20 protein-coding genes are annotated in these 16,138 nt (G+C 68.3%); 13 read left to right on the forward strand and 7 right to left on the reverse strand.

All coding sequences use genetic code 11. The features are described 5' to 3' along the window. Positions 1 to 144: 144 nt before the first annotated feature. The 4 genes from ACLLJJ_RS22995 to ACLLJJ_RS23010 all read left to right on the forward strand — a co-directional run bounded on the left by ACLLJJ_RS22995 (position 145) and on the right by ACLLJJ_RS23010 (position 3,197). Positions 145 to 786 carry a hypothetical protein gene (locus ACLLJJ_RS22995; protein ID WP_434594691.1) on the forward strand — a complete coding sequence of 214 codons (642 nt, stop codon included), beginning with the start codon at positions 145 to 147 and terminating at the stop codon, positions 784 to 786. A 115-nt stretch (positions 787 to 901) separates the two neighbouring features. Then, positions 902 to 1,902, forward strand: a protein-coding gene (locus ACLLJJ_RS23000; protein ID WP_434594694.1) for an IS630 family transposase whose coding sequence is annotated in 2 segments (ribosomal slippage) — positions 902 to 1,349 and positions 1,349 to 1,902 — 1,002 coding nt in all. Because the reading frame shifts where the segments join, the coding sequence is not laid out codon by codon here. A gap of 121 nt (positions 1,903 to 2,023) precedes the next feature. Further along, positions 2,024 to 2,539, forward strand: coding sequence for a hypothetical protein (locus ACLLJJ_RS23005; RefSeq protein WP_434594696.1), 516 nt, complete (start codon positions 2,024 to 2,026; stop codon positions 2,537 to 2,539). A gap of 28 nt (positions 2,540 to 2,567) precedes the next feature. Further along, complete coding sequence (locus ACLLJJ_RS23010; RefSeq protein ID WP_434594699.1) at positions 2,568 to 3,197, forward strand: hypothetical protein; 630 nt, start codon at positions 2,568 to 2,570, stop codon at positions 3,195 to 3,197. A gap of 73 nt (positions 3,198 to 3,270) precedes the next feature. On the opposite strand, the gene ACLLJJ_RS23015 is transcribed toward ACLLJJ_RS23010, so the two are convergent. The 7 genes from ACLLJJ_RS23015 to ACLLJJ_RS23045 all read right to left on the reverse strand — a co-directional run bounded on the left by ACLLJJ_RS23015 (position 3,271) and on the right by ACLLJJ_RS23045 (position 8,099). After that, on the reverse strand, positions 3,271 to 3,621 hold the full coding sequence (locus ACLLJJ_RS23015) for a hypothetical protein (RefSeq protein ID WP_434594701.1): 351 nt from the start codon (positions 3,619 to 3,621) through the stop codon (positions 3,271 to 3,273). 7 nt (positions 3,622 to 3,628) lie between these two features. Further along, the gene (locus ACLLJJ_RS23020; protein WP_434594704.1) at positions 3,629 to 4,216 is read right to left on the reverse strand and encodes a hypothetical protein; all 588 of its coding nucleotides are present in this window, start codon (positions 4,214 to 4,216) and stop codon (positions 3,629 to 3,631) included. After that, a complete protein-coding gene (locus ACLLJJ_RS23025; protein ID WP_434594705.1) occupies positions 4,213 to 4,872 on the reverse strand; it encodes a hypothetical protein in 660 nt (219 codons plus the stop codon). The genes ACLLJJ_RS23020 and ACLLJJ_RS23025 overlap by 4 nt, the downstream gene beginning before the upstream one ends. Further along, complete coding sequence (locus tag ACLLJJ_RS23030; protein WP_434594708.1) at positions 4,865 to 5,221, reverse strand: hypothetical protein; 357 nt, start codon at positions 5,219 to 5,221, stop codon at positions 4,865 to 4,867. Before ACLLJJ_RS23030 ends, ACLLJJ_RS23025 begins: the two co-directional genes overlap by 8 nt. A 104-nt stretch (positions 5,222 to 5,325) precedes the next feature. Beyond that, the gene (locus ACLLJJ_RS23035; RefSeq protein WP_434594711.1) at positions 5,326 to 6,672 is read right to left on the reverse strand and encodes a putative T7SS-secreted protein; all 1,347 of its coding nucleotides are present in this window, start codon (positions 6,670 to 6,672) and stop codon (positions 5,326 to 5,328) included. Continuing rightward, positions 6,669 to 6,971 (reverse strand): hypothetical protein, encoded by a 303-nt coding sequence (locus ACLLJJ_RS23040; protein WP_434594714.1) that lies wholly within the window; start codon positions 6,969 to 6,971, stop codon positions 6,669 to 6,671. Before ACLLJJ_RS23040 ends, ACLLJJ_RS23035 begins: the two co-directional genes overlap by 4 nt. A 351-nt stretch (positions 6,972 to 7,322) precedes the next feature. Next, entirely contained in the window at positions 7,323 to 8,099 is a 777-nt protein-coding gene (locus ACLLJJ_RS23045; protein ID WP_434594717.1) for a hypothetical protein, read from the reverse strand. A gap of 395 nt (positions 8,100 to 8,494) precedes the next feature. Between ACLLJJ_RS23045 and ACLLJJ_RS23050 the strand changes: the two genes are divergently transcribed. The 9 genes from ACLLJJ_RS23050 to ACLLJJ_RS23090 all read left to right on the forward strand — a co-directional run bounded on the left by ACLLJJ_RS23050 (position 8,495) and on the right by ACLLJJ_RS23090 (position 16,137). Next, positions 8,495 to 9,166, forward strand: a complete 672-nt coding sequence (locus ACLLJJ_RS23050) for a hypothetical protein (protein ID WP_434594720.1) — start codon at positions 8,495 to 8,497, stop codon at positions 9,164 to 9,166. A 23-nt stretch (positions 9,167 to 9,189) separates the two neighbouring features. Continuing rightward, a complete protein-coding gene (locus ACLLJJ_RS23055; protein ID WP_434594723.1) occupies positions 9,190 to 10,173 on the forward strand; it encodes a hypothetical protein in 984 nt (327 codons plus the stop codon). A 355-nt stretch (positions 10,174 to 10,528) separates the two neighbouring features. Then, positions 10,529 to 11,266, forward strand: coding sequence for a hypothetical protein (locus ACLLJJ_RS23060; RefSeq protein ID WP_434594725.1), 738 nt, complete (start codon positions 10,529 to 10,531; stop codon positions 11,264 to 11,266). Between the two features lie 50 nt (positions 11,267 to 11,316). Then, on the forward strand, positions 11,317 to 12,156 hold the full coding sequence (locus ACLLJJ_RS23065) for a hypothetical protein (protein ID WP_434594728.1): 840 nt from the start codon (positions 11,317 to 11,319) through the stop codon (positions 12,154 to 12,156). Further along, complete coding sequence (locus ACLLJJ_RS23070) at positions 12,153 to 13,466, forward strand: CpaF family protein (RefSeq protein WP_434594731.1); 1,314 nt, start codon at positions 12,153 to 12,155, stop codon at positions 13,464 to 13,466. Before ACLLJJ_RS23065 ends, ACLLJJ_RS23070 begins: the two co-directional genes overlap by 4 nt. 7 nt (positions 13,467 to 13,473) lie before the next feature. Next, complete coding sequence (locus ACLLJJ_RS23075; protein ID WP_434594734.1) at positions 13,474 to 14,415, forward strand: type II secretion system F family protein; 942 nt, start codon at positions 13,474 to 13,476, stop codon at positions 14,413 to 14,415. Then, entirely contained in the window at positions 14,412 to 15,326 is a 915-nt protein-coding gene (locus tag ACLLJJ_RS23080; protein ID WP_434594737.1) for a type II secretion system F family protein, read from the forward strand. Before ACLLJJ_RS23075 ends, ACLLJJ_RS23080 begins: the two co-directional genes overlap by 4 nt. Before the next feature lie 55 nt (positions 15,327 to 15,381). After that, entirely contained in the window at positions 15,382 to 15,636 is a 255-nt protein-coding gene (locus ACLLJJ_RS23085; RefSeq protein WP_347122480.1) for a hypothetical protein, read from the forward strand. Positions 15,637 to 15,690: 54 nt separating this feature from the next. Then, complete coding sequence (locus ACLLJJ_RS23090; protein ID WP_434594740.1) at positions 15,691 to 16,137, forward strand: TadE family protein; 447 nt, start codon at positions 15,691 to 15,693, stop codon at positions 16,135 to 16,137. The last annotated feature ends 1 nt before the right edge of the window (position 16,138 follow it).

Here is a 16,138-nt window from a genome sequence, read left to right on the forward strand (position 1 = left end):
TTCTGCGCGTCGTTGGTCGCGGTGGTCCCCGTGGGTGGCGCCGCCGGTACGTTCGTCGGCGGGCCGCTGCCGAAGTGGGAGCGGCCCGAAGGTGAGTGGCCGCGCCCTCGTAGGCTTGCGGCAACCGAGGAGGAGACGGGGATCATGGCTCGCTACACGGACGCGCTCACCATCGAGCGCGGGGGATTTCAGATCAAGGTGCCGGATTCCTGGTGGGAGTTCGACGTACGCCCCGAGTCCCGGGACAGCAGCATCCGGCAGATGGTCAACGACCGCGTACGGGCGCGGCCGGAGCTGGCCCAGTACCGGGACGAATTCACCGCCTTCCTGAAGAAGTCGGCGCAGGAGGCCTGGCAGTCCGGGGCGATGTACTGCGGGTGCATGGCGGAGAGCTTCGGTGGCGATACGCCGGTCACCGGCTCGGTGACCGTGTCGCTGGTCGGGGCGCGGACGCAGACCGGCGAACTGCTGCCGACCGCTCCGGAAGCGATCGTCGCGCAGCTCGCGGTGCGGGAGGCGAAACGCGAGGGCGATACGTACCGCAAGGTGACGACGGTGGACATTCCCGGAGTCGGGCCGGCGGCGCGGGCGTACGGCATTGAGGACATCGAGGTTCCCGGGGACACCCGGAAGATCCGTGTCGTGCTGATGCAGACGTTCATTCCGGTGCCGGGCGAGGAGGGCAAGGTCGCCCTGGTGGCGGGCAGTAGCCAGGTGCTCGATCTGGCGGACTCGTTCTTCGACATCTTCGACGCGATCACATCGACCTTCCGCTTCACCGAGTAGGACCCTTCCCGCCGCTCCCGGGCCCGGCGCGATATGGACGGCGTACTGAACTTGATTGGGTGATGTCGGGGCCATTCGCCTGACAGCGACCCGGCGGCTTCGGTAGTCCTGGGTTGTGAGGTACGCGCAGGGCGGCGGGTTGACCGACGCTGAGAGGGCCGTGCGGGAGCGGATCCGGCTGTTGGCCGTGGAACGCTTCGAGGGCGGGGAGAAGAACCGGGAGATCGCGGGCGCGCTACGGGTGTCCGAGCGGTCGGTGGAACGCTGGCGCCGGCTGTGGCGTGAGGGCGGTGGGTCCGGGGTCCTGTCGAAGGGCTCGCCGGGACGGCCGAGGCTGAGTGACAGGCAAATCGCCAGGCTGGAGGGCGAGTTGGAGCGCGGGCCGCTGGCGCATGGCTGGGATGACCAGCGATGGACACTGGCTCGGGTGAAAACGCTGATCGGCCGCCTGTTCCACGTCACCTACACCGTGGAGGGGACATGGCGGCTGCTCAAACGCCACGGCTGGTCCTGGCAGCAGCCGGCCCGCCGGGCGATCGAGCGTGACGACGCGGCCGTCGAGTTGTGGAAGAAGGAGGTCTGGCCGCGGGTAAAAGCGCCGCGGCGGCTCGCGGGGCCTGGATCGTCTTCGAGGACGAGGCCGGGCAATCGATGAGACCGCCGCGCGCCAGGACATGGGGCCGGGTGGGCCAGACCCCCGAGGTCCGCGTCCGTGGCCGGGGCTCCGGCCGAGTCTCCATGGCCGGTATGACCTGCTACAGGCAGGGCAAGCGGTCCCGGATGTTCTACAGCTTCCACGTCTACCGCGGCCGCAAGAACGAGAAGAAGGGCTTCGCCTGGGAGGACTTCCGCGACCTGATAGTCCGGGCACACATCCAGCTCGGCGGGCCGATCGTCCTGGTCTGGGACAACCTGCGCGCTCACCTCATGCCGCAGATGAGGGCGTTCCCCCAGGAGGGCGTCTGGTCGCTGGTCAAACGGACCATCGGCAACCTCGCCGCCGCGAACCTCGACCAACTGGCCCGAGCCGTGAAGCGAAGCCTCAAGCAGATCCAGTACCGACCGCACCTGGTCGACGGATGCCTCGCCGGCACCGGCCTGATCATGGAAAACTGATGCCGATCAGGCCGACATCACGAGTTCAAGTTCAGTAGCGATGACTGACAATTCCCGATCGCCTCTCACGGTCCACCGACTGATGCCGGGCACCGGAGAATGCCGAACCCTGACGCTTGAGATGAGCCATCACATTGAACTCGCCCGATGGGAGCGCAGCGGCTCTCCGGCGGACCTTCCCGCAGCCATCGGTACGCGATGGGCCGGTGACCCGCGATGGCGCGCGTCCGAATTCCCCGCCGGCAACACGGGTTCGCCCATTCTCAGCCGCCGCGTCGCCGAGGCCCTGAAGGAGGACCTCTCGCTCGCGGGGACCTTCCTCCCGGTGCTCATCGACGGCTCGGACACCGGGGAGTACGTGCTTTTCCTCGTGGAGAGCGGGGTCGACTGCCTCGATGAGCGGAGATCGTCGAAGCCGAAGCGATCGGGGGATCCGCTGAAGAAGGCGATCTTCCGCCCGGATGCCGTGCCCGTCGAGCTGCCGGCCTTCCGGGTGCCCGGGAGCCGCCGCGCCGCCTATTGGAACGGCTGGGCGGTGGACCATCTTACCCAGCTCCTGGGTGACGACCTCAACACGCGCCTGGTGTGGTCGGACGACCCGGCCCTCACCCCTCACCCCGACCCGTGGGGGTTCTGACGTGGCCGCCCCGTCGTTCCGGAACCACATGCGAGAGGAGTCGGAGCGGATCCTGGCGAGATTCCCCGAAGAGCTCAAGCCCGAGATCTACGCGGTCTCGTTCCGGATCTGGCGCATCGACCACGACGCGCGCCGCCCCTATGTGGCCATCGGCTACAACACCGAGAGCCAGTTCCGCCGGGAGTTGGGGCGCCAGAGCAACCCGGCTCCGGGAGAGGCCCGCTGGAACTACGCCTTCTGGCTACTGGACGGCTTCGAAACGCTCGGCCACGTACCCGAGGACCCGGTCGGCAGCGCCCTGTACGTGGAAGAGGTGACAGCGCGCGGACTCTGGTACGCGGGGGACGAGCGGCACGAGGGGGACGAGGGGGAGCTTCCCGACGGCGTACGGGACGGCGCACGGGACGGCGTACAGGACGAGCGGGACACCAAGGACGACTCTCTCGGCCTGCATTTCGCCGACGCCTGCACCGACTTGGCACGCCACCTGCACACCAGTGGCCGGCTCAAGGAGATCCTTGGGCGGCCGGTGCCGATCGTGGTCTTCGACATGGACTGCCCCGGGTGGGAAGTGGAGGCCACGGAGGCGGCGAATCCGCCCGAGGTGGTGGCCGACTATGTGGCGTACTTCGCGGAGGGCGCTGCGGGACATGAGTGAGAGCCGGGGCCGCCGGTCCCGAACTTCGCGCCGGGCCCAGCAGGGTTGAGCGTCACGTCGACCGACCGCGAACTCACAGCCGGACCGCCCATACCCCCCGGACCAGTCCGGGGGGTATGGGCGCGGAGACCGCGGCGAAGGACGAGCCGGCCAGTGACATGCGGCCGGGCTGTCCGCCGGGGCGCGGCGCGACGTTCACCAGCCTGGTCTCCGGCGCGAACCGGAAGGTCTCGCGCAGGAGATCCACATGGAAGGGACGGGCCAGGCCGAGTGACCAGTCACCGAAGTGCCAGTCCACGACGTAACAGTCCTTGACCACCTGGTTGCCCCAAGCCACCTCGGCGGCAACCACGGGGCCCAAGTGCGCATGGGGGTTCGTGGCCGAGCCCGCTGCCGCCAGCAGTGTGCGCATGTCGTCGGTCATGTCCGGGCTACCCGCCCGCCACCTCGCTGAGCCACACACTCCGCGCGAAGTCGTCGACCTCGTCGAGGTGCGAGGCGAGCCAGCCGGGGTCGTCGGAAACCGTCCGCAGGATCAGGTCGGTGCCGAACTCCTCGGAACGCCAGGCGAAGTTGAGCGACATCATCAGTGAGCCCTCCCGGGAGCCCCAGTAGCGCAGCGAGCGCAGCCCTTCCCCCAGGCGCTCGGTGGCGAAGGCGTCCACCTCCATCGGCCGTACGGGGCTGTCCTCGTCGGCCTGGACCGCCTCGCGGAGGCGGGCAGTGCGCTCGCCCTCCACGGGGACCTTCAGCACGTAGAAGGCCTGCGGGGTCCGACGGGGGTCCGGCGCGTACAGGAAGACCTGGTGGGCGGGGACCCGGCCGGGGATGCCCTCGGCCAGCATGGCCAGTCGGACCGCCAGGGCCTTCTTGTCGCGACGCTTGGGGCGCTTTTCCTGGAGCTTCCAGAGCAGCTCCGCGTGTTGGTGGGCCCACACCTGCAGGTCCTCGGGGCGGTCCCAGACGAGAGGCATCATCAGCCATTGCGCGGGATCCGAATCGGTCTCCAGGAAGATCATGCGTAGCTCCAGCGAAACGTGGTCATTACGGCGTCGAACAATTCCACCAGGACTTCGGCGAACTCGCCGGCAGGGTCCCCGTCGGCGATGGTGCTGAAGCAGACCGTGACCCACTGCGAGCTCGTACTCCGCGGAACAGGAAGCACGTAATCGATGCGGCGGGACGGGAATTCCACCTCCCGCTCCGGCGCGGGAGGGAGCACCCGGTCCGTGCGCGTGCCCTCTGAGCCGTCCACCGTGATCGGCTCGCTGTCGGCTGCTCCCGAGAGGAGTTGGGCGACGACATCGCCGCTCGGCCCGCTGCCGCTGGGGCCGGACAGTACTTCGGAGACGACGAAGGACGCGGCGACGAGCGAACCGTGGATCCGCTCCACGGGAAGGTAGAGCGTCAGGCCGCCGGCCTTGCGCGCGGGCTTCACCGCCTTGGTGAGCTGTTTGCGCAGCTCAAGGCGGGCCTTGATGACGTCGTCCTTCGGAATGTCCTCTGACAACTGCTCAACGGCCTGGTCGACGATCCGCTTGAGCGCCTGGTCGGTACCGGCCCGCAAGGGGATCAGGTCCCAGCCCGGCGGCTGTACGAGTACGTAGCCGATGGGCGCCGGGCGAGGGGCGGGGGTGGTTTCCGCGGCTGTGGCGGTCTCGGTCGTTTCAGACACCTCGGAACCTTTCCAGAACAGCTGATCCGGCCACCAGCAGCGGCGTGATGAACGCGCCGATCATGCCGGGCCAGAAGCTCGTCACCACTGCCGGCAGAACCAGCGTGAAAGAGACGGCGAGCGCATGCGTGAGTCCTGCGGGGCGAGGGCTGTGCCACGGGTGCTTGATGAAGATCCAGAGCACGCCGAGGATCCCCGCGGAGACCACACCACGCTCCAGCCACACCCACGCAGGCACCAGACTCCTGGGGAGCAGGAGTGTGAGCAGGATGTAGACGATGATGGATACGGCCGGGACGATGACGCAGAGCCGCGCCTTCGCCACAATTCCGCCACCGAGGCGTGCCATCAGCGGATTGGTTGTGGGTGGGATCGTGGGGGGCATGGGACGCTCGATCTCTGCTTGATTTCCAGCGGAAGGGCCTTCAGAGCCTCCACTCGGAGAACTACTGGTTACCAGTGTGTGTCAACCGGCGGCTTCCACGTGTTTGCCTTCCAGTCGTTGTACGTCTGATTGAACGGCTTGTCCGGAATTCCGAACTTCTCGTGCGCGCCCGCGAAAGCGTCGCTCTGCCCGAAGGTCTTGTCGATCACGTCGGCGCCGGTGCCGATGTATGCGGCGGCGACGGAGGTTCCGTAACCGGCTCCGGAGGTGATGCGCGCGGCCGTGGAAATGGCGTCGGGGAATGCTTCGGCGTTCTTGGAAATATTGGCGAGGAGGGAGGCGGCCTCGTCGTCACCCAGGTTCGCGATCTTGGCGAGGTTGCTGATCCGGGGAGCGTCCACCGACACCCGGCCCGCGTCGTCGAGGATCTTCTTGCGAATGAAGAGCCGCAGTTCCCTGGCGTAGAGCTTGGTCGCGTCGTCCGAAGCCGAGGCGAGGGTGCGGCCCAGCTCATTCATGACGCGGGAGTGGCTACTGATTCCGCCCTTGAGCTTGGCGACGCGGGACAGGGCCGCCGCGGCCTTGGTCGACGCGTTCGCGCCCTTGAGCATGGCGACGCCGAGTCGGCCCGCGCCCATGGTGAGCAGGCCGACGGAGTCCATGGCGACGTCCATCCAGCTGGCGTCGCCCGACGCCACGAGCATGGCTCTGGTGCCCACCACGATCAGGCCGGCGACCAGGAGGAACACCGCGATGTTCAATCCCGGAATGAACATGGCGATGATGCCCACGGCGGTGGCGATCCACCCCAGCACATCGATGACGACCTTGATCCAATCGGCGTTGTCATGGACCCAGCCCTTGATGTTGTCCCAGGTGCTGTCCTCGATCACGTCGTCGAGCTGGTCGCGGATCTTCCCCGCGTGGTGCTTCGCCCGCGAATCGCGCCGGGACTTGATGCGGTTGAGCTGGACGACGTAGTCGGTGAGCGGATCGTGCTCATCGCCGCTGGTCTGTGCAGCGGGCTTACCTAGCGTCTTCGGGGGCTTCTTGGCCTCTTCCTCTTCTTGCTTCTTCTTGGCGTTGGCCAGAACTTTGTCGGCCTCGGTCTGGCAGTCCTCGAGGTCGTTCGCCCAGTTGGTCAGATGGCCGTGTACGCCTTCGTAGCGTCCTGCCACCTCGCGGAGGTGCTTCTCCAGCGTCCCGGACTCGTCGCGCAGACTCTTCGCGTACTTGCCCTTCAGCTCGTTGTCGTCACCGATGCCGCGGAGCATCTTCGCCTGCTCGCGCAGGGACGACGCGACCGACTTCATGTGCCGCACCTCGGCGCGGATCTCCTCCGGATCGCCGGGGACCGGGTCGGACTCCGCGAGGGGGTGCCAGTCGCGGGGGCGGGTGCGGGAAGTCGCCGTCACTTCTTCCTGCCCTTCCGGAGGCCGTCGGCGAGATCGCGGTCGAGACCGGTGAAGCCGTCGATCGTGGATTTGATCAACTTTCCGACCGTGTCGATGTTGTCCAGCATCTTGGCGCGGTAGTCGTCCCAGTTGTCCACGAATTCATCCATCGCATCCGCTACTTCACCACTGCCCCAATGCGGGTGCATATCGTCCTTGCGTGTGCCGAGGTTCTTGAACTCCTTGTTCAGGCCCTTGAGCCGTGACTCGGAGTTCACCAGAAGATCGACATTGACCTTGAGATCCGTGTCGTCAGCCATAAGTCGCAAGCCCCCGTGCGTGGTTGGTTCCAGTGGATGGTTGGCGGTGTGCGTGGGTGTCGGATTCGGCTCTCCGGCAACTCGGCGGAGGATTGCCTGCCGCATGCTGGCGCGGACTTCTCCAAGCCGTTCTCGGCAGAGCGCAGGTAGGTTAACTCGTGCGGAGGCGATGCGTCCGCACGGGTCGGTCGGCATTCGCTTGCGGGAATGGGTGACGGGCAGCGCCGACGGGCCGGCTGCGGAGGCTGCGCAAGCGCGGCAGCGGGAAGAGCCGAGCCGCGCCTGCGGGAGAGGGCGCGCGGCGGACTGGCTGAGCGCCGGCAGCCGTGCCACCCCCGCCCCCCACCCGGATCAGGACGCTTTCGCGCCACCGCTCAGCCGCAGCGTGCTGAGGATTTTTCGCACCGTCGCGTCGGGGACTTCGTCCTGTACGCCCTTCGCGCCGATGAACGTCCATGACTTGAAGTCGTTGTCCGCGTTCCTGAAGACGAACGCGACGGCCTTGCCGTCGGTGGCGCACTTGCCCGTCTTGTCCACCCCGGCGGACGTGGCCGTCACGAGGCTGCCCTTGATGCCGGAGGCGGTGGTGTAATCCTCCACGGCGCTGGTCTTGATCTTGTTCTTGTCGGGCTGGGCGTAGCCGCCGTAGACCCACAACTCCGCGTTGCTCGCGGCGGCTTCAGCGGCGCTCGTCGCGTCGCCCTCGGTCCGGGTTCCCACGGTGGCGAGCGCGGTGTCCTCCTGGCTGCCGTTCCTGTCGTCGTCGGACCGGCACCACTGCTCCTTGAGCGTCGCCGCGCCCCCGAAGCCGACCAGCGGGGTCTCTTCGGGGTCCCGGTCGTCCGCGACGTAGCTGACCCAGTCCTTCGCCTTGAGCCCCCACTGCGGAGGTACGTCGTAGGCGATCGCGCCCCTGGCCACGGTCTTCCAGCCCGGCACGACAGCCCCGGTGTTGTTCCCGGCCCGCGGATTGTCGCCGCCGGTCGCCGAGCCGCTCGGGCTCGACCCGGCGGATGCCGAACCGGTGGGCTTCGGTTGGGCGTTGTCGTCCTCGCCGCCGCTCAGGACCAGGAACCCGGCGACGCCGGCCGCGACCACCACAGCGGCGGCCGAGACGATGGCGATCATCGTTGTGTTCCCGCGACCGCCAGGCGGTTGGTGGGGCGGCGGGGGCGCTCCCATGGAGACGGTCGGAGCGACCCAAGGCGCCTGCGCCGGCTGCTGATACGGATTCGGGTACTGCCCTTGCGGAAACTGCCCCTGCGGGTTTTGCCCGTTTCCGGTCGGCTGCTCTCCTGGCCACATGGGCGCAACCCTAGTGGTGGGTGTTACGAGGGTGCGGCCGTGTGGCCGACGTCCCATTCCGGCCTGTCCGCGCGACCGTGAAGATCGTTTTCGGCGGGCGCTGTCACTCGCCTTCACGTATCTCACACCGGAATGCTTGTGCCTTCCCTGTATCGGTGGGGAACGTCCGTGCCATCATCGATCGGCACTTCGCCGACCGACCCTGAGGACACGTACTGATGTTGATCACGCGACGGCGGACGAGCGCCGCCTGTCTCCTCGCAGCCGCGGCCTTTGCTCTCACTGCCTGCGGCAGCGGCTCCGGTGGCTCGGACGATTCCGGCAGCGACAAGATCAGCGGTGCCGAAGTCGCGGGCAGCAAGTCTCCTTCGGTCGATCCGTCCGCTTCGGAAGCGCCGGAGAAGGGCGCCCCCGCCTTCGACCTTCCGCAGGACGTCACGGTCGAGATCGACAAGGCGCGGACCGGTGATCCGAAGGGGGACGCGCTCCTGCGGGATGTCGGCTATTCGGCCAAGGCTCAGATCGAAGCGTTCGCCAAGGGTGACGGCTATACCGCGAACATGCAGCGCTATTACACCGGGTCGGCCTCTCCCTATTTGGGGAAGGGCGTCAAGAAGTACTGGGACGGCGGGCGCACCGTGACGGGGAAGTACTCGTATTACGGATTTCAGGTCATCGACCTGAAGGAGAACGTGGCGACAGCACGCTACTGCGAGGACCAGCGCAACGCGTTCGGCAAAGAAATCAAGACCGGCAAGGTCGACAAGGGTGCTGCGAGCAAGAACGATTTTGTCGAAACGAAGATTGAAGCGGCGAAGAACTCGAAGGGGGACTGGCAAGTGCGGCAGTTCGAGTTGAAGAAGGCGGCTGAGACGTGCGTTCGCGACTGATGGGGCGAAAAGGGCCCGGCCTGGTGGCCGGCGCAGCCGTGGTCATGAGCTGCGCCGTTCTCCTGGCCGGCGCCGTTCCGGCGCACGCCGGGGACGGGAGGGACGGTGGCGGTACGGGCACGCCCAAGCCCGACAAGGGCGCGGTGTCCGGCGACGGGACCATCGGCGCGCACATCAAGCTGAGCAGGAGCGCGAACAACAACGACTCCGGGACCCCGGTGACCACGGCGGACAGGAACTGGTCGCCGCCGGTGTGCTGGTACGAGCCCGAGTACACGCCGGAGGAGTACGAGGAGTTCATCAAGGACGCCTACGGCGGCGCGCAGGGTGACGCCGCCGAGTACTCCGAGGAGCGGAAGAAGGAGCAGTTCCACAAGGGCGACAAGGGCCTGTGGTGGAAAGTCGCCTTCCGCGGCGGGGAGTACGACGAGGCGTGCCCCGTCGACACGGACAACTGGGAGATCTGGGTCCCGCCGGCCGTGCCCGATCCCGACCCGCATGCCATCACCCCGCAGATGCTCTCCGAACTCGCCTTCAATTCAACGAAGTTGCCTGTTCCGCCGGTTGAGCTGAGCCCGAAGCCGGACCGGCTGGTGGTGAATCTGCCGACGCGTGTGAAGTTCGAGGGCGGCGCTCTGGACCGCGTCTGGACGACCGCGAGCATCAACCACAAGGGCGTCCAGATGGCCGCGACGGCGGTGGCGACGCCGGTGGCGCTGAAGGTCGAGGCCGGTACCGCGGACGCGGATCCGCAGTCCTGCACGTACGACCTGGTGAAGGCCGAGGGCGGCTACCGGGTCGACAGTGAGGGCGCGGGCTGCAATGTCACCTACCGCAGGTCGTCCGGGGGCGGTTCGTACCCCTTCAAGGCGTCGCTCACTTGGGAGGTGACCTGGACCGATTCGGCCGATCCCGACGGCCCGGTCCAGCAGCCCGGTCTGCCGGGCGGCCTGTCGACGTACGAGCAGGATGTGACGGTCAAGGAGATCCAGGCCATCAACCGCTGATGCGGCAACGGCGGCGCGGTGGAGGCGCCGCCGTGGAGGAGCCGTGGGGGAGTGGCCGAGAGTGGCCGCTCCCCGTGTGGTCGGTCGAGGAGCGTCCATCTGTAGGGGTTCTGTGTGGAAAGGCCGCCCGCCCCTGCCCGATGGGTTGTTGGCCCGCTCACATAGAAGGTGATTCATGCCCATATGCGGGTTGTGGTGTGAGCGATTCAAGATCATTGGAGTGCTTTGAGGGGCTTATGTGTTGCTGATACGGTGCGTTGACTTGACGGTCGTCCGCGCTGTGTTCGTTGTGCGCGTGTGCAGACCAAATTTGCGGTAAGTGCCTCAATTCAGGCCAGTATGTGCGGGGAGTGGCGTGAAGATCCAGGAGCGTGCCGGGGCGGGGAACAACAGGGTTTCCGCACCCGCCGGACCGGTTGGCGAACGACTGCCGTCGGCTCCTCGCGAACGTAAACCGGCGTTGGCCGCCCTCGCCGTGCTGCTCATCCTCATCGGCGCGCTCGGCGCGACGGTGTTGGTGCTGCGCGCGGGCGAGCGGGTGGAGGTCCTGAAGGTGACCAAGGACGTCTCCGCGGGCGAGCGCATCGAGCGGACCGCCTTCGCCACGGTGCTGGTCGCCGAGGACGAGGCGCTGGGGTACGTGAAGGCCGATCAGGCCTCGCTGATGCCGAAGTACGTGGCCAAGGTCGACCTCGTCCCGGGCACGTTGCTGATCGCCAAGATGCTGACCAACGAGAAGGGCCTCCCCGCCGGCAAGTCCGCCGTCGGTGTCGCACTCAAGGCCGGCCAGTATCCCGCGGGCGGCTCCCTCAAGAACGGCTCCACCGTCTCCATCTACCGGGTCGGCGCCAAGACCTCCAGCGGCAGTTCCGCCGGTTCGGCGGGCTCGACCGGTGGTGCGGGCAGCAATTCGCTGCTCGTGCAGAGCGCCAAGGTCCAGGACGTCACCAGGAGCTCGGGCGACGAGCTGGTCAGCTCCAGCTCCCTGCCCGTCTCGGTGATCGTCGACCAGGCCGACGCCGCCAAGGTCGCCGACGCCGCCGCGGCCGGTGAGGTCGCGCTCGTCCTCGTACCGGCCACGGCCGGCAACTGAGCCCGTGCGCTCCGGCATATCAGAAGAGTCAGGGACGTAGGTAGGCATACATGGCGCTCATCGCAATCGCCGCCGACAAGGGGTCTCCCGGCGTCACCACCACAGCCGTCGCGCTCGCCGCCGTCTGGCCGCGCAGGGTGCTGCTCGCCGAGACCGACCCCTCCGGCGGTGACCTCGTCTACCGCAGCTCCGCCGCGCACGGCGGCCCGCTCGACCCCAACACCGGAATGCTGTCCATCGCCGCGACCGCGCGCCGCGGTCTCGCGGCCGAGCAGTTGTGGGACCACGCGCAGCCCATGTCCGGCGGACTCGACGTGCTGGTCGGGCTCGGGTCCTCCGAGCACGCGGCTGGGCTCGCCGGTCAGTGGCCGATGCTCGGGCACTCCTTCGCCGCGCTCGCCGACTCCCCGTACGGCGCCGCCGATGTCATCGCCGACTGCGGTCGCATCGGCGCGGACTCCCCGACCACTGATCTGCTGCCGCACGCCAGCCTGGTGCTGCTCGTCGCCCGTACGGAGCCGGAGAACCTGGCCCGTGTCCGGGACAGGGCCGGCGCCCTCGCCGCCCGGCTGCACGGCGCCCAGCGCGGGCCCGCGACCCTCGCCCGTACGCTCATCGGCATCGTCCTCGTCGCCGACCCCGGCAGCTCCGCGAAGCTCGCCAACCAGGTCAACGACATGCTGGTCGGGTCCCAGACCGGGGCGCGGGTGGTCGGCTCGATCGCCCACGACCCGGCAGGCGCCGACCAGTTGGCGGGACGCAAGCGCGGCAGGCTCGACAAGTCGCTGCTGATCCGCTCGGCCCGCAAGGTCGTCGGGGACATCAACCAGCAGTTCGGCGCGGCCTGGACCGCGCCGGCCGCCGGAGCGACAGGGACGGTCGGCCGTTGAGTGCCGGCGTCGTCGATCACCAGCTGGTCAAACGTTTCCGTCAGGAAGCCGGCGACCGTATCGCCGAACAGCGCCGTATCGACCAGGTGTCGGGTGTGTCCCCGATGTCGGGCGAGGACGAACGGCAGTACGCCCGCGCCGTCATAGCCCAGATCCTGGAGGACTACGCGCGCGCCGAGGTCAACGCCGGGCGTACGCCGCTCGACGCGGAGACCGAGGAGCAGTACGCGGCGGCCGTGCACGCCGCGCTCTTCGGCGTGGGCCGCCTCCAGCCGCTCCTCGACGACTCGCAGGTCGAGAACATCGACATCAACGGCTGCGACCAGGTCTTCATCGGTTACGCCGACGGGCGCGAGGCACCGGGCGATCCGGTCGCCGAGACCGACGAGGAACTCGTAGAGCTCATCCAGGTGCTCGGCGCGTACTCCGGTCTGTCCTCGCGCCCCTTCGACTCCGCCAACCCGCAGCTCGACCTGCGGCTGCCGGACGGTTCGCGGCTGTCCGCGGTCATGGACGTCACGCGCCGCCCGGCGCTGTCCATCCGACGTGCCCGCATGGGCAAGGTCTTCATGTCGGACATGGTGGGCAACCAGACGCTCACCCCGGAGCTGGGACACTTCCTGGCCTGCGCGGTCCGGGCGCGCAAGAACTTCATGATCGCGGGGGCCACCAACGCCGGCAAGACGACGCTGCTGCGGGCCCTGGCGAACGAGATCCCGCCGCAGGAACGTCTGATCACCGTGGAGCGGGCGCTGGAGCTCGGCCTCGACCAGTTCCCCGAACTGCACCCCAACGTCGTGGCGTTCGAGGAGCGGCTGCCGAACTCCGAGGGCCACGGCGCGATCGCCATGGCGGAGCTGGTGCGCCGTTCCCTGCGTATGAACCCTTCGCGGGTCATCGTCGGTGAGGTGCTCGGCGACGAGATCGTCACCATGCTCAACGCCATGTCGCAGGGCAACGACGGCTCGCTGTCGACGATCCACGCGAACAGCTCCAGCGAGGTCTTCAACCGTATTTCCACGTACGCGCTGCAGGCCGCCGAGCGGCTGCCCATCGAGGCCAGCCAGATGCTGGTGGCCGGCGCGGTCAACTTCGTCGTCTTCGTGGAGCGGCGCAACGACTACGAGCGGGGCGGCAAGCTGAACCGTGTCGTCACCTCGGTGCGCGAGGTCAACGGCGTGGACGGGCGCGTCCTGTCCAGCGAGATCTTCAAGGAGACGCCCGACGGGCGGGTCGTGGCCCACGCGCCCATTTCCTGCGTGGACGAACTGAGCGCCTACGGCTACCGGCCGTCCGGGACCTGGGGGTGAACGCTCGATGGAGCGACTGACCGGTATGGGCGGCGTCTTCTCGCTGCCCGTTCTGTACATGCTGCTGTGCGGCATCGCCGTCGGCGGTGGACTCGCGCTGCTGATCACCGCGATCCGCGGGCTGCCCGTGAAGCCCGCGCACGAGAAGGAGAAGGCGGGCGAACGGCTCCGCGAACTCGCCGCGTTCGCCGGCCGCCGCGGCTCACTGGCCGTCGGTGTCGGCCTGGCCGTCCTCCTCGTCACGCGCTGGACGGTGGCGGGCGTCGCCGCCGGCATCCTCGTCTTCTTCTGGGACCGCCTCTTCGGCGGCGCGGGCGAGGAGCGCGTCGCGATGCGCCGCGTCGAGGCGCTGGCCGCCTGGACCGAATCGTTGCGCGACACGATCGCGGGCGCGGTCGGCCTGGAGCAGGCCATCCCCGCCGCGGCCCGCGCCGCGGCCCCCGCGCTGCGCCCGCACCTGGAGGCGATGGTCGACCGGCTACGCGCGCGTACGCCGCTGCCCGACGCGCTCCAGCAGCTCGCCGACGACCTCGACGACGCGTCGGCCGACATCATCGTCGCCGCCCTGATCCTCAACTCCCGCCTGCGCGGGCCCGGTCTGCGCGAAGTGCTCGGCGCGCTCGCCAAGTCGGCCCGCGAGGAGGTCGACATGCGCCAGCGCGTGATGGCGCAGCGATCGAGCACCCGGCGCAGCGTCCAGATCGTGGTGGCCGTCAGCGTCTCCTTCGTGCTCGGCCTGGCCGTCTTCAACCGTGAGTTCGTCGCGCCGTACGGCACGGCCGTCGGCCAGCTCGTGCTCGCCTGTGTCTGCGGGCTGTTCGCCCTCGGGTTCTGGTGGCTGCGCAAGCTGTCCCGGATCGACACCCCGGCACGTTTTCTGGTCCGCGACGAACCGTCCGTGCAATTCGTACGTCCTCGGGGAGAGGCGGAGGAGGTGGTCATGCGATGACGACGACACTGGTGCTCGGGGCGATCCTCGGGCTTGGTATCTACGCCCTCGTACGGGCCCTCATACCGTCCCGGCAGGGCGCGCTCTCCCGCGTCGCGCAGATCGACGCGCTGCGCGCGCGGGGTGCGCACGCGGGGCGTGCGGCGGTCCAGCAGGACACCGGGCGGTTCGCTTCGTCGCGCTCCCGGCTCGGGGAGCGCATCAGCGACTTCTACCGGCAGCAGGGCTGGGAACAGCGGTCCCTGCGCGCCGACCTGAACGTCCTGGAGCGCGGCTGGGACAAGTTCCTGGCGACCAAGGTGCTGCTGGGCGTGACGGGTCTCTTCTTCGGCCCGCTGCTCTTCGCGGTCGGCTGGGCCATCGGGTTCGGCAGCAGCCCGATGATCCCGGTCTGGCTGGCGCTGGTCTGCGGCATCGGATTCTTCATGCTGCCCGACCTCGAGGTCCGCAGGGACGCCGCCGACAAGCGGCGTGACCTGCGGCGCGTGATCGGCGCGTATCTGGACCTGGTCGCCATGAACCTCGCGGGCGGCCGAGGCCTGCCCGAGGCGCTGATGGCGGCGGCCGACGTGAGCGACGGCTGGGCGCTGCGCCGTATCCGCGGAACACTCGCGGACGCGCGCATCACCGGCGTGAGCCAGTGGCAGGCGCTGGGCGGTCTCGGCGAGGAGTTGGGCATCGACGAGCTCAAGGACCTGTCGGCGTCACTCGCGCTGGTCGCGGACGACGGCGCGAAGGTACGGGAGTCACTGGCGTCCAGGGCCGAGACGATGCGGCACCGGGAGATGGCGGAGATCGAGGGCAGCGCCGGCGAGAAGTCGCAGTCGATGCTGGTGGCTCAGCTGTTGCTCTGTGCGGGCTTCCTGGTCTTCCTGATCTTCCCGGCGGCGATGCGCGTCTTCCAGGTCTGAATCCGAACCTGCTCCATCACCCTCCCCACTTTCAATCAGAGAGGAACTGCCTCCCATGAACTTCAAGAACGGCTTCTCCTTCAGCCACCCGGCGGTCGACTTCCTGGTCACCTTCCTGCAGGCCCGGGTGGAGCGCGCGCGCTCCGAGGACACCGACCGGGGCGCCTCCGCCGTGGAATGGGTGATCATTTCCGCGGTCGTGGTCGCGATCGTCGGTGTGGTCGCGGCGATCATCAACACGGCGCTCAAGGGCGGCGCGGAGAAGGTCGGCGACTGCATCGAGGGCGCTCAGGCCTCCGGTACCTGCTGAACGTACGGCAGCCATACGCACATCGTGCGGATCATCTGAATGAGGAACAACGGCATGGGCACGCGAGCACGGAGGTTCGTACGCCGCAGAGTGCAGGCAGCTCGCACCCGCGGCGACTCCGGCATGACCGCGATCGAGTTCGTCCTGCTCACGCCGGTCCTCTTCTTCATGATTTTCGCGACGGTGCAGTTCGCGCTGTACTCCTTCGCCGACCACGTCGCCCAGGCCGCCGCCCAGGCGGGCGCCCGTGAGGCGCGTGCGGAGGCGGACGAGAATCCGGGCGGCTGGGAGGGCAAGGCGCGGGGTGTCGCGGCCGGCTATATCCAGCAACTGGGCCCGCAGCTGGTCCTCGGCCCGGAGGTCAAGATGCTCCAGCCGGAGCAGAACACGGTCGGGGTGGAGGTCACCGGGAGGGTGCCGTCCGTCTTTCCCGGACTGAACCTGACGGTGCACGCGCAGTCGATGGGACCGGTGGAACGGTTCGTCGAGGAAGGTGGCTGAC

It is taken from the genome of Streptomyces sp. A5-4 (assembly GCF_051131715.1).
In the GTDB taxonomy this organism is placed as follows: Bacteria; Actinomycetota; Actinomycetes; order Streptomycetales; family Streptomycetaceae; genus Streptomyces.

Bases quoted from the DNA above. Each gene is read 5' to 3' on its own strand.
- ACLLJJ_RS23080 (WP_434594737.1), top strand. From the start codon at position 14,412: ATGACGACGACACTGGTGCTCGGGGCGATCCTCGGGCTTGGTATCTAC.
- ACLLJJ_RS23015 (WP_434594701.1), bottom strand. From the start codon at position 3,621: ATGACCGACGACATGCGCACACTGCTGGCGGCAGCGGGCTCGGCCACG.
- ACLLJJ_RS23085 (WP_347122480.1), top strand. From the start codon at position 15,382: ATGAACTTCAAGAACGGCTTCTCCTTCAGCCACCCGGCGGTCGACTTC.
- ACLLJJ_RS23005 (WP_434594696.1), top strand. From the start codon at position 2,024: ATGAGCCATCACATTGAACTCGCCCGATGGGAGCGCAGCGGCTCTCCG.
- ACLLJJ_RS23075 (WP_434594734.1), top strand. From the start codon at position 13,474: ATGGAGCGACTGACCGGTATGGGCGGCGTCTTCTCGCTGCCCGTTCTG.
- ACLLJJ_RS23065 (WP_434594728.1), top strand. From the start codon at position 11,317: ATGGCGCTCATCGCAATCGCCGCCGACAAGGGGTCTCCCGGCGTCACC.
- ACLLJJ_RS22995 (WP_434594691.1), top strand. From the start codon at position 145: ATGGCTCGCTACACGGACGCGCTCACCATCGAGCGCGGGGGATTTCAG.
- ACLLJJ_RS23030 (WP_434594708.1), bottom strand. From the start codon at position 5,221: ATGGCACGCCTCGGTGGCGGAATTGTGGCGAAGGCGCGGCTCTGCGTC.
- ACLLJJ_RS23040 (WP_434594714.1), bottom strand. From the start codon at position 6,971: ATGGCTGACGACACGGATCTCAAGGTCAATGTCGATCTTCTGGTGAAC.
- ACLLJJ_RS23045 (WP_434594717.1), bottom strand. From the start codon at position 8,099: ATGATCGCCATCGTCTCGGCCGCCGCTGTGGTGGTCGCGGCCGGCGTC.
- ACLLJJ_RS23050 (WP_434594720.1), top strand. From the start codon at position 8,495: ATGTTGATCACGCGACGGCGGACGAGCGCCGCCTGTCTCCTCGCAGCC.
- ACLLJJ_RS23010 (WP_434594699.1), top strand. From the start codon at position 2,568: ATGCGAGAGGAGTCGGAGCGGATCCTGGCGAGATTCCCCGAAGAGCTC.
- ACLLJJ_RS23020 (WP_434594704.1), bottom strand. From the start codon at position 4,216: ATGATCTTCCTGGAGACCGATTCGGATCCCGCGCAATGGCTGATGATG.
- ACLLJJ_RS23090 (WP_434594740.1), top strand. From the start codon at position 15,691: ATGGGCACGCGAGCACGGAGGTTCGTACGCCGCAGAGTGCAGGCAGCT.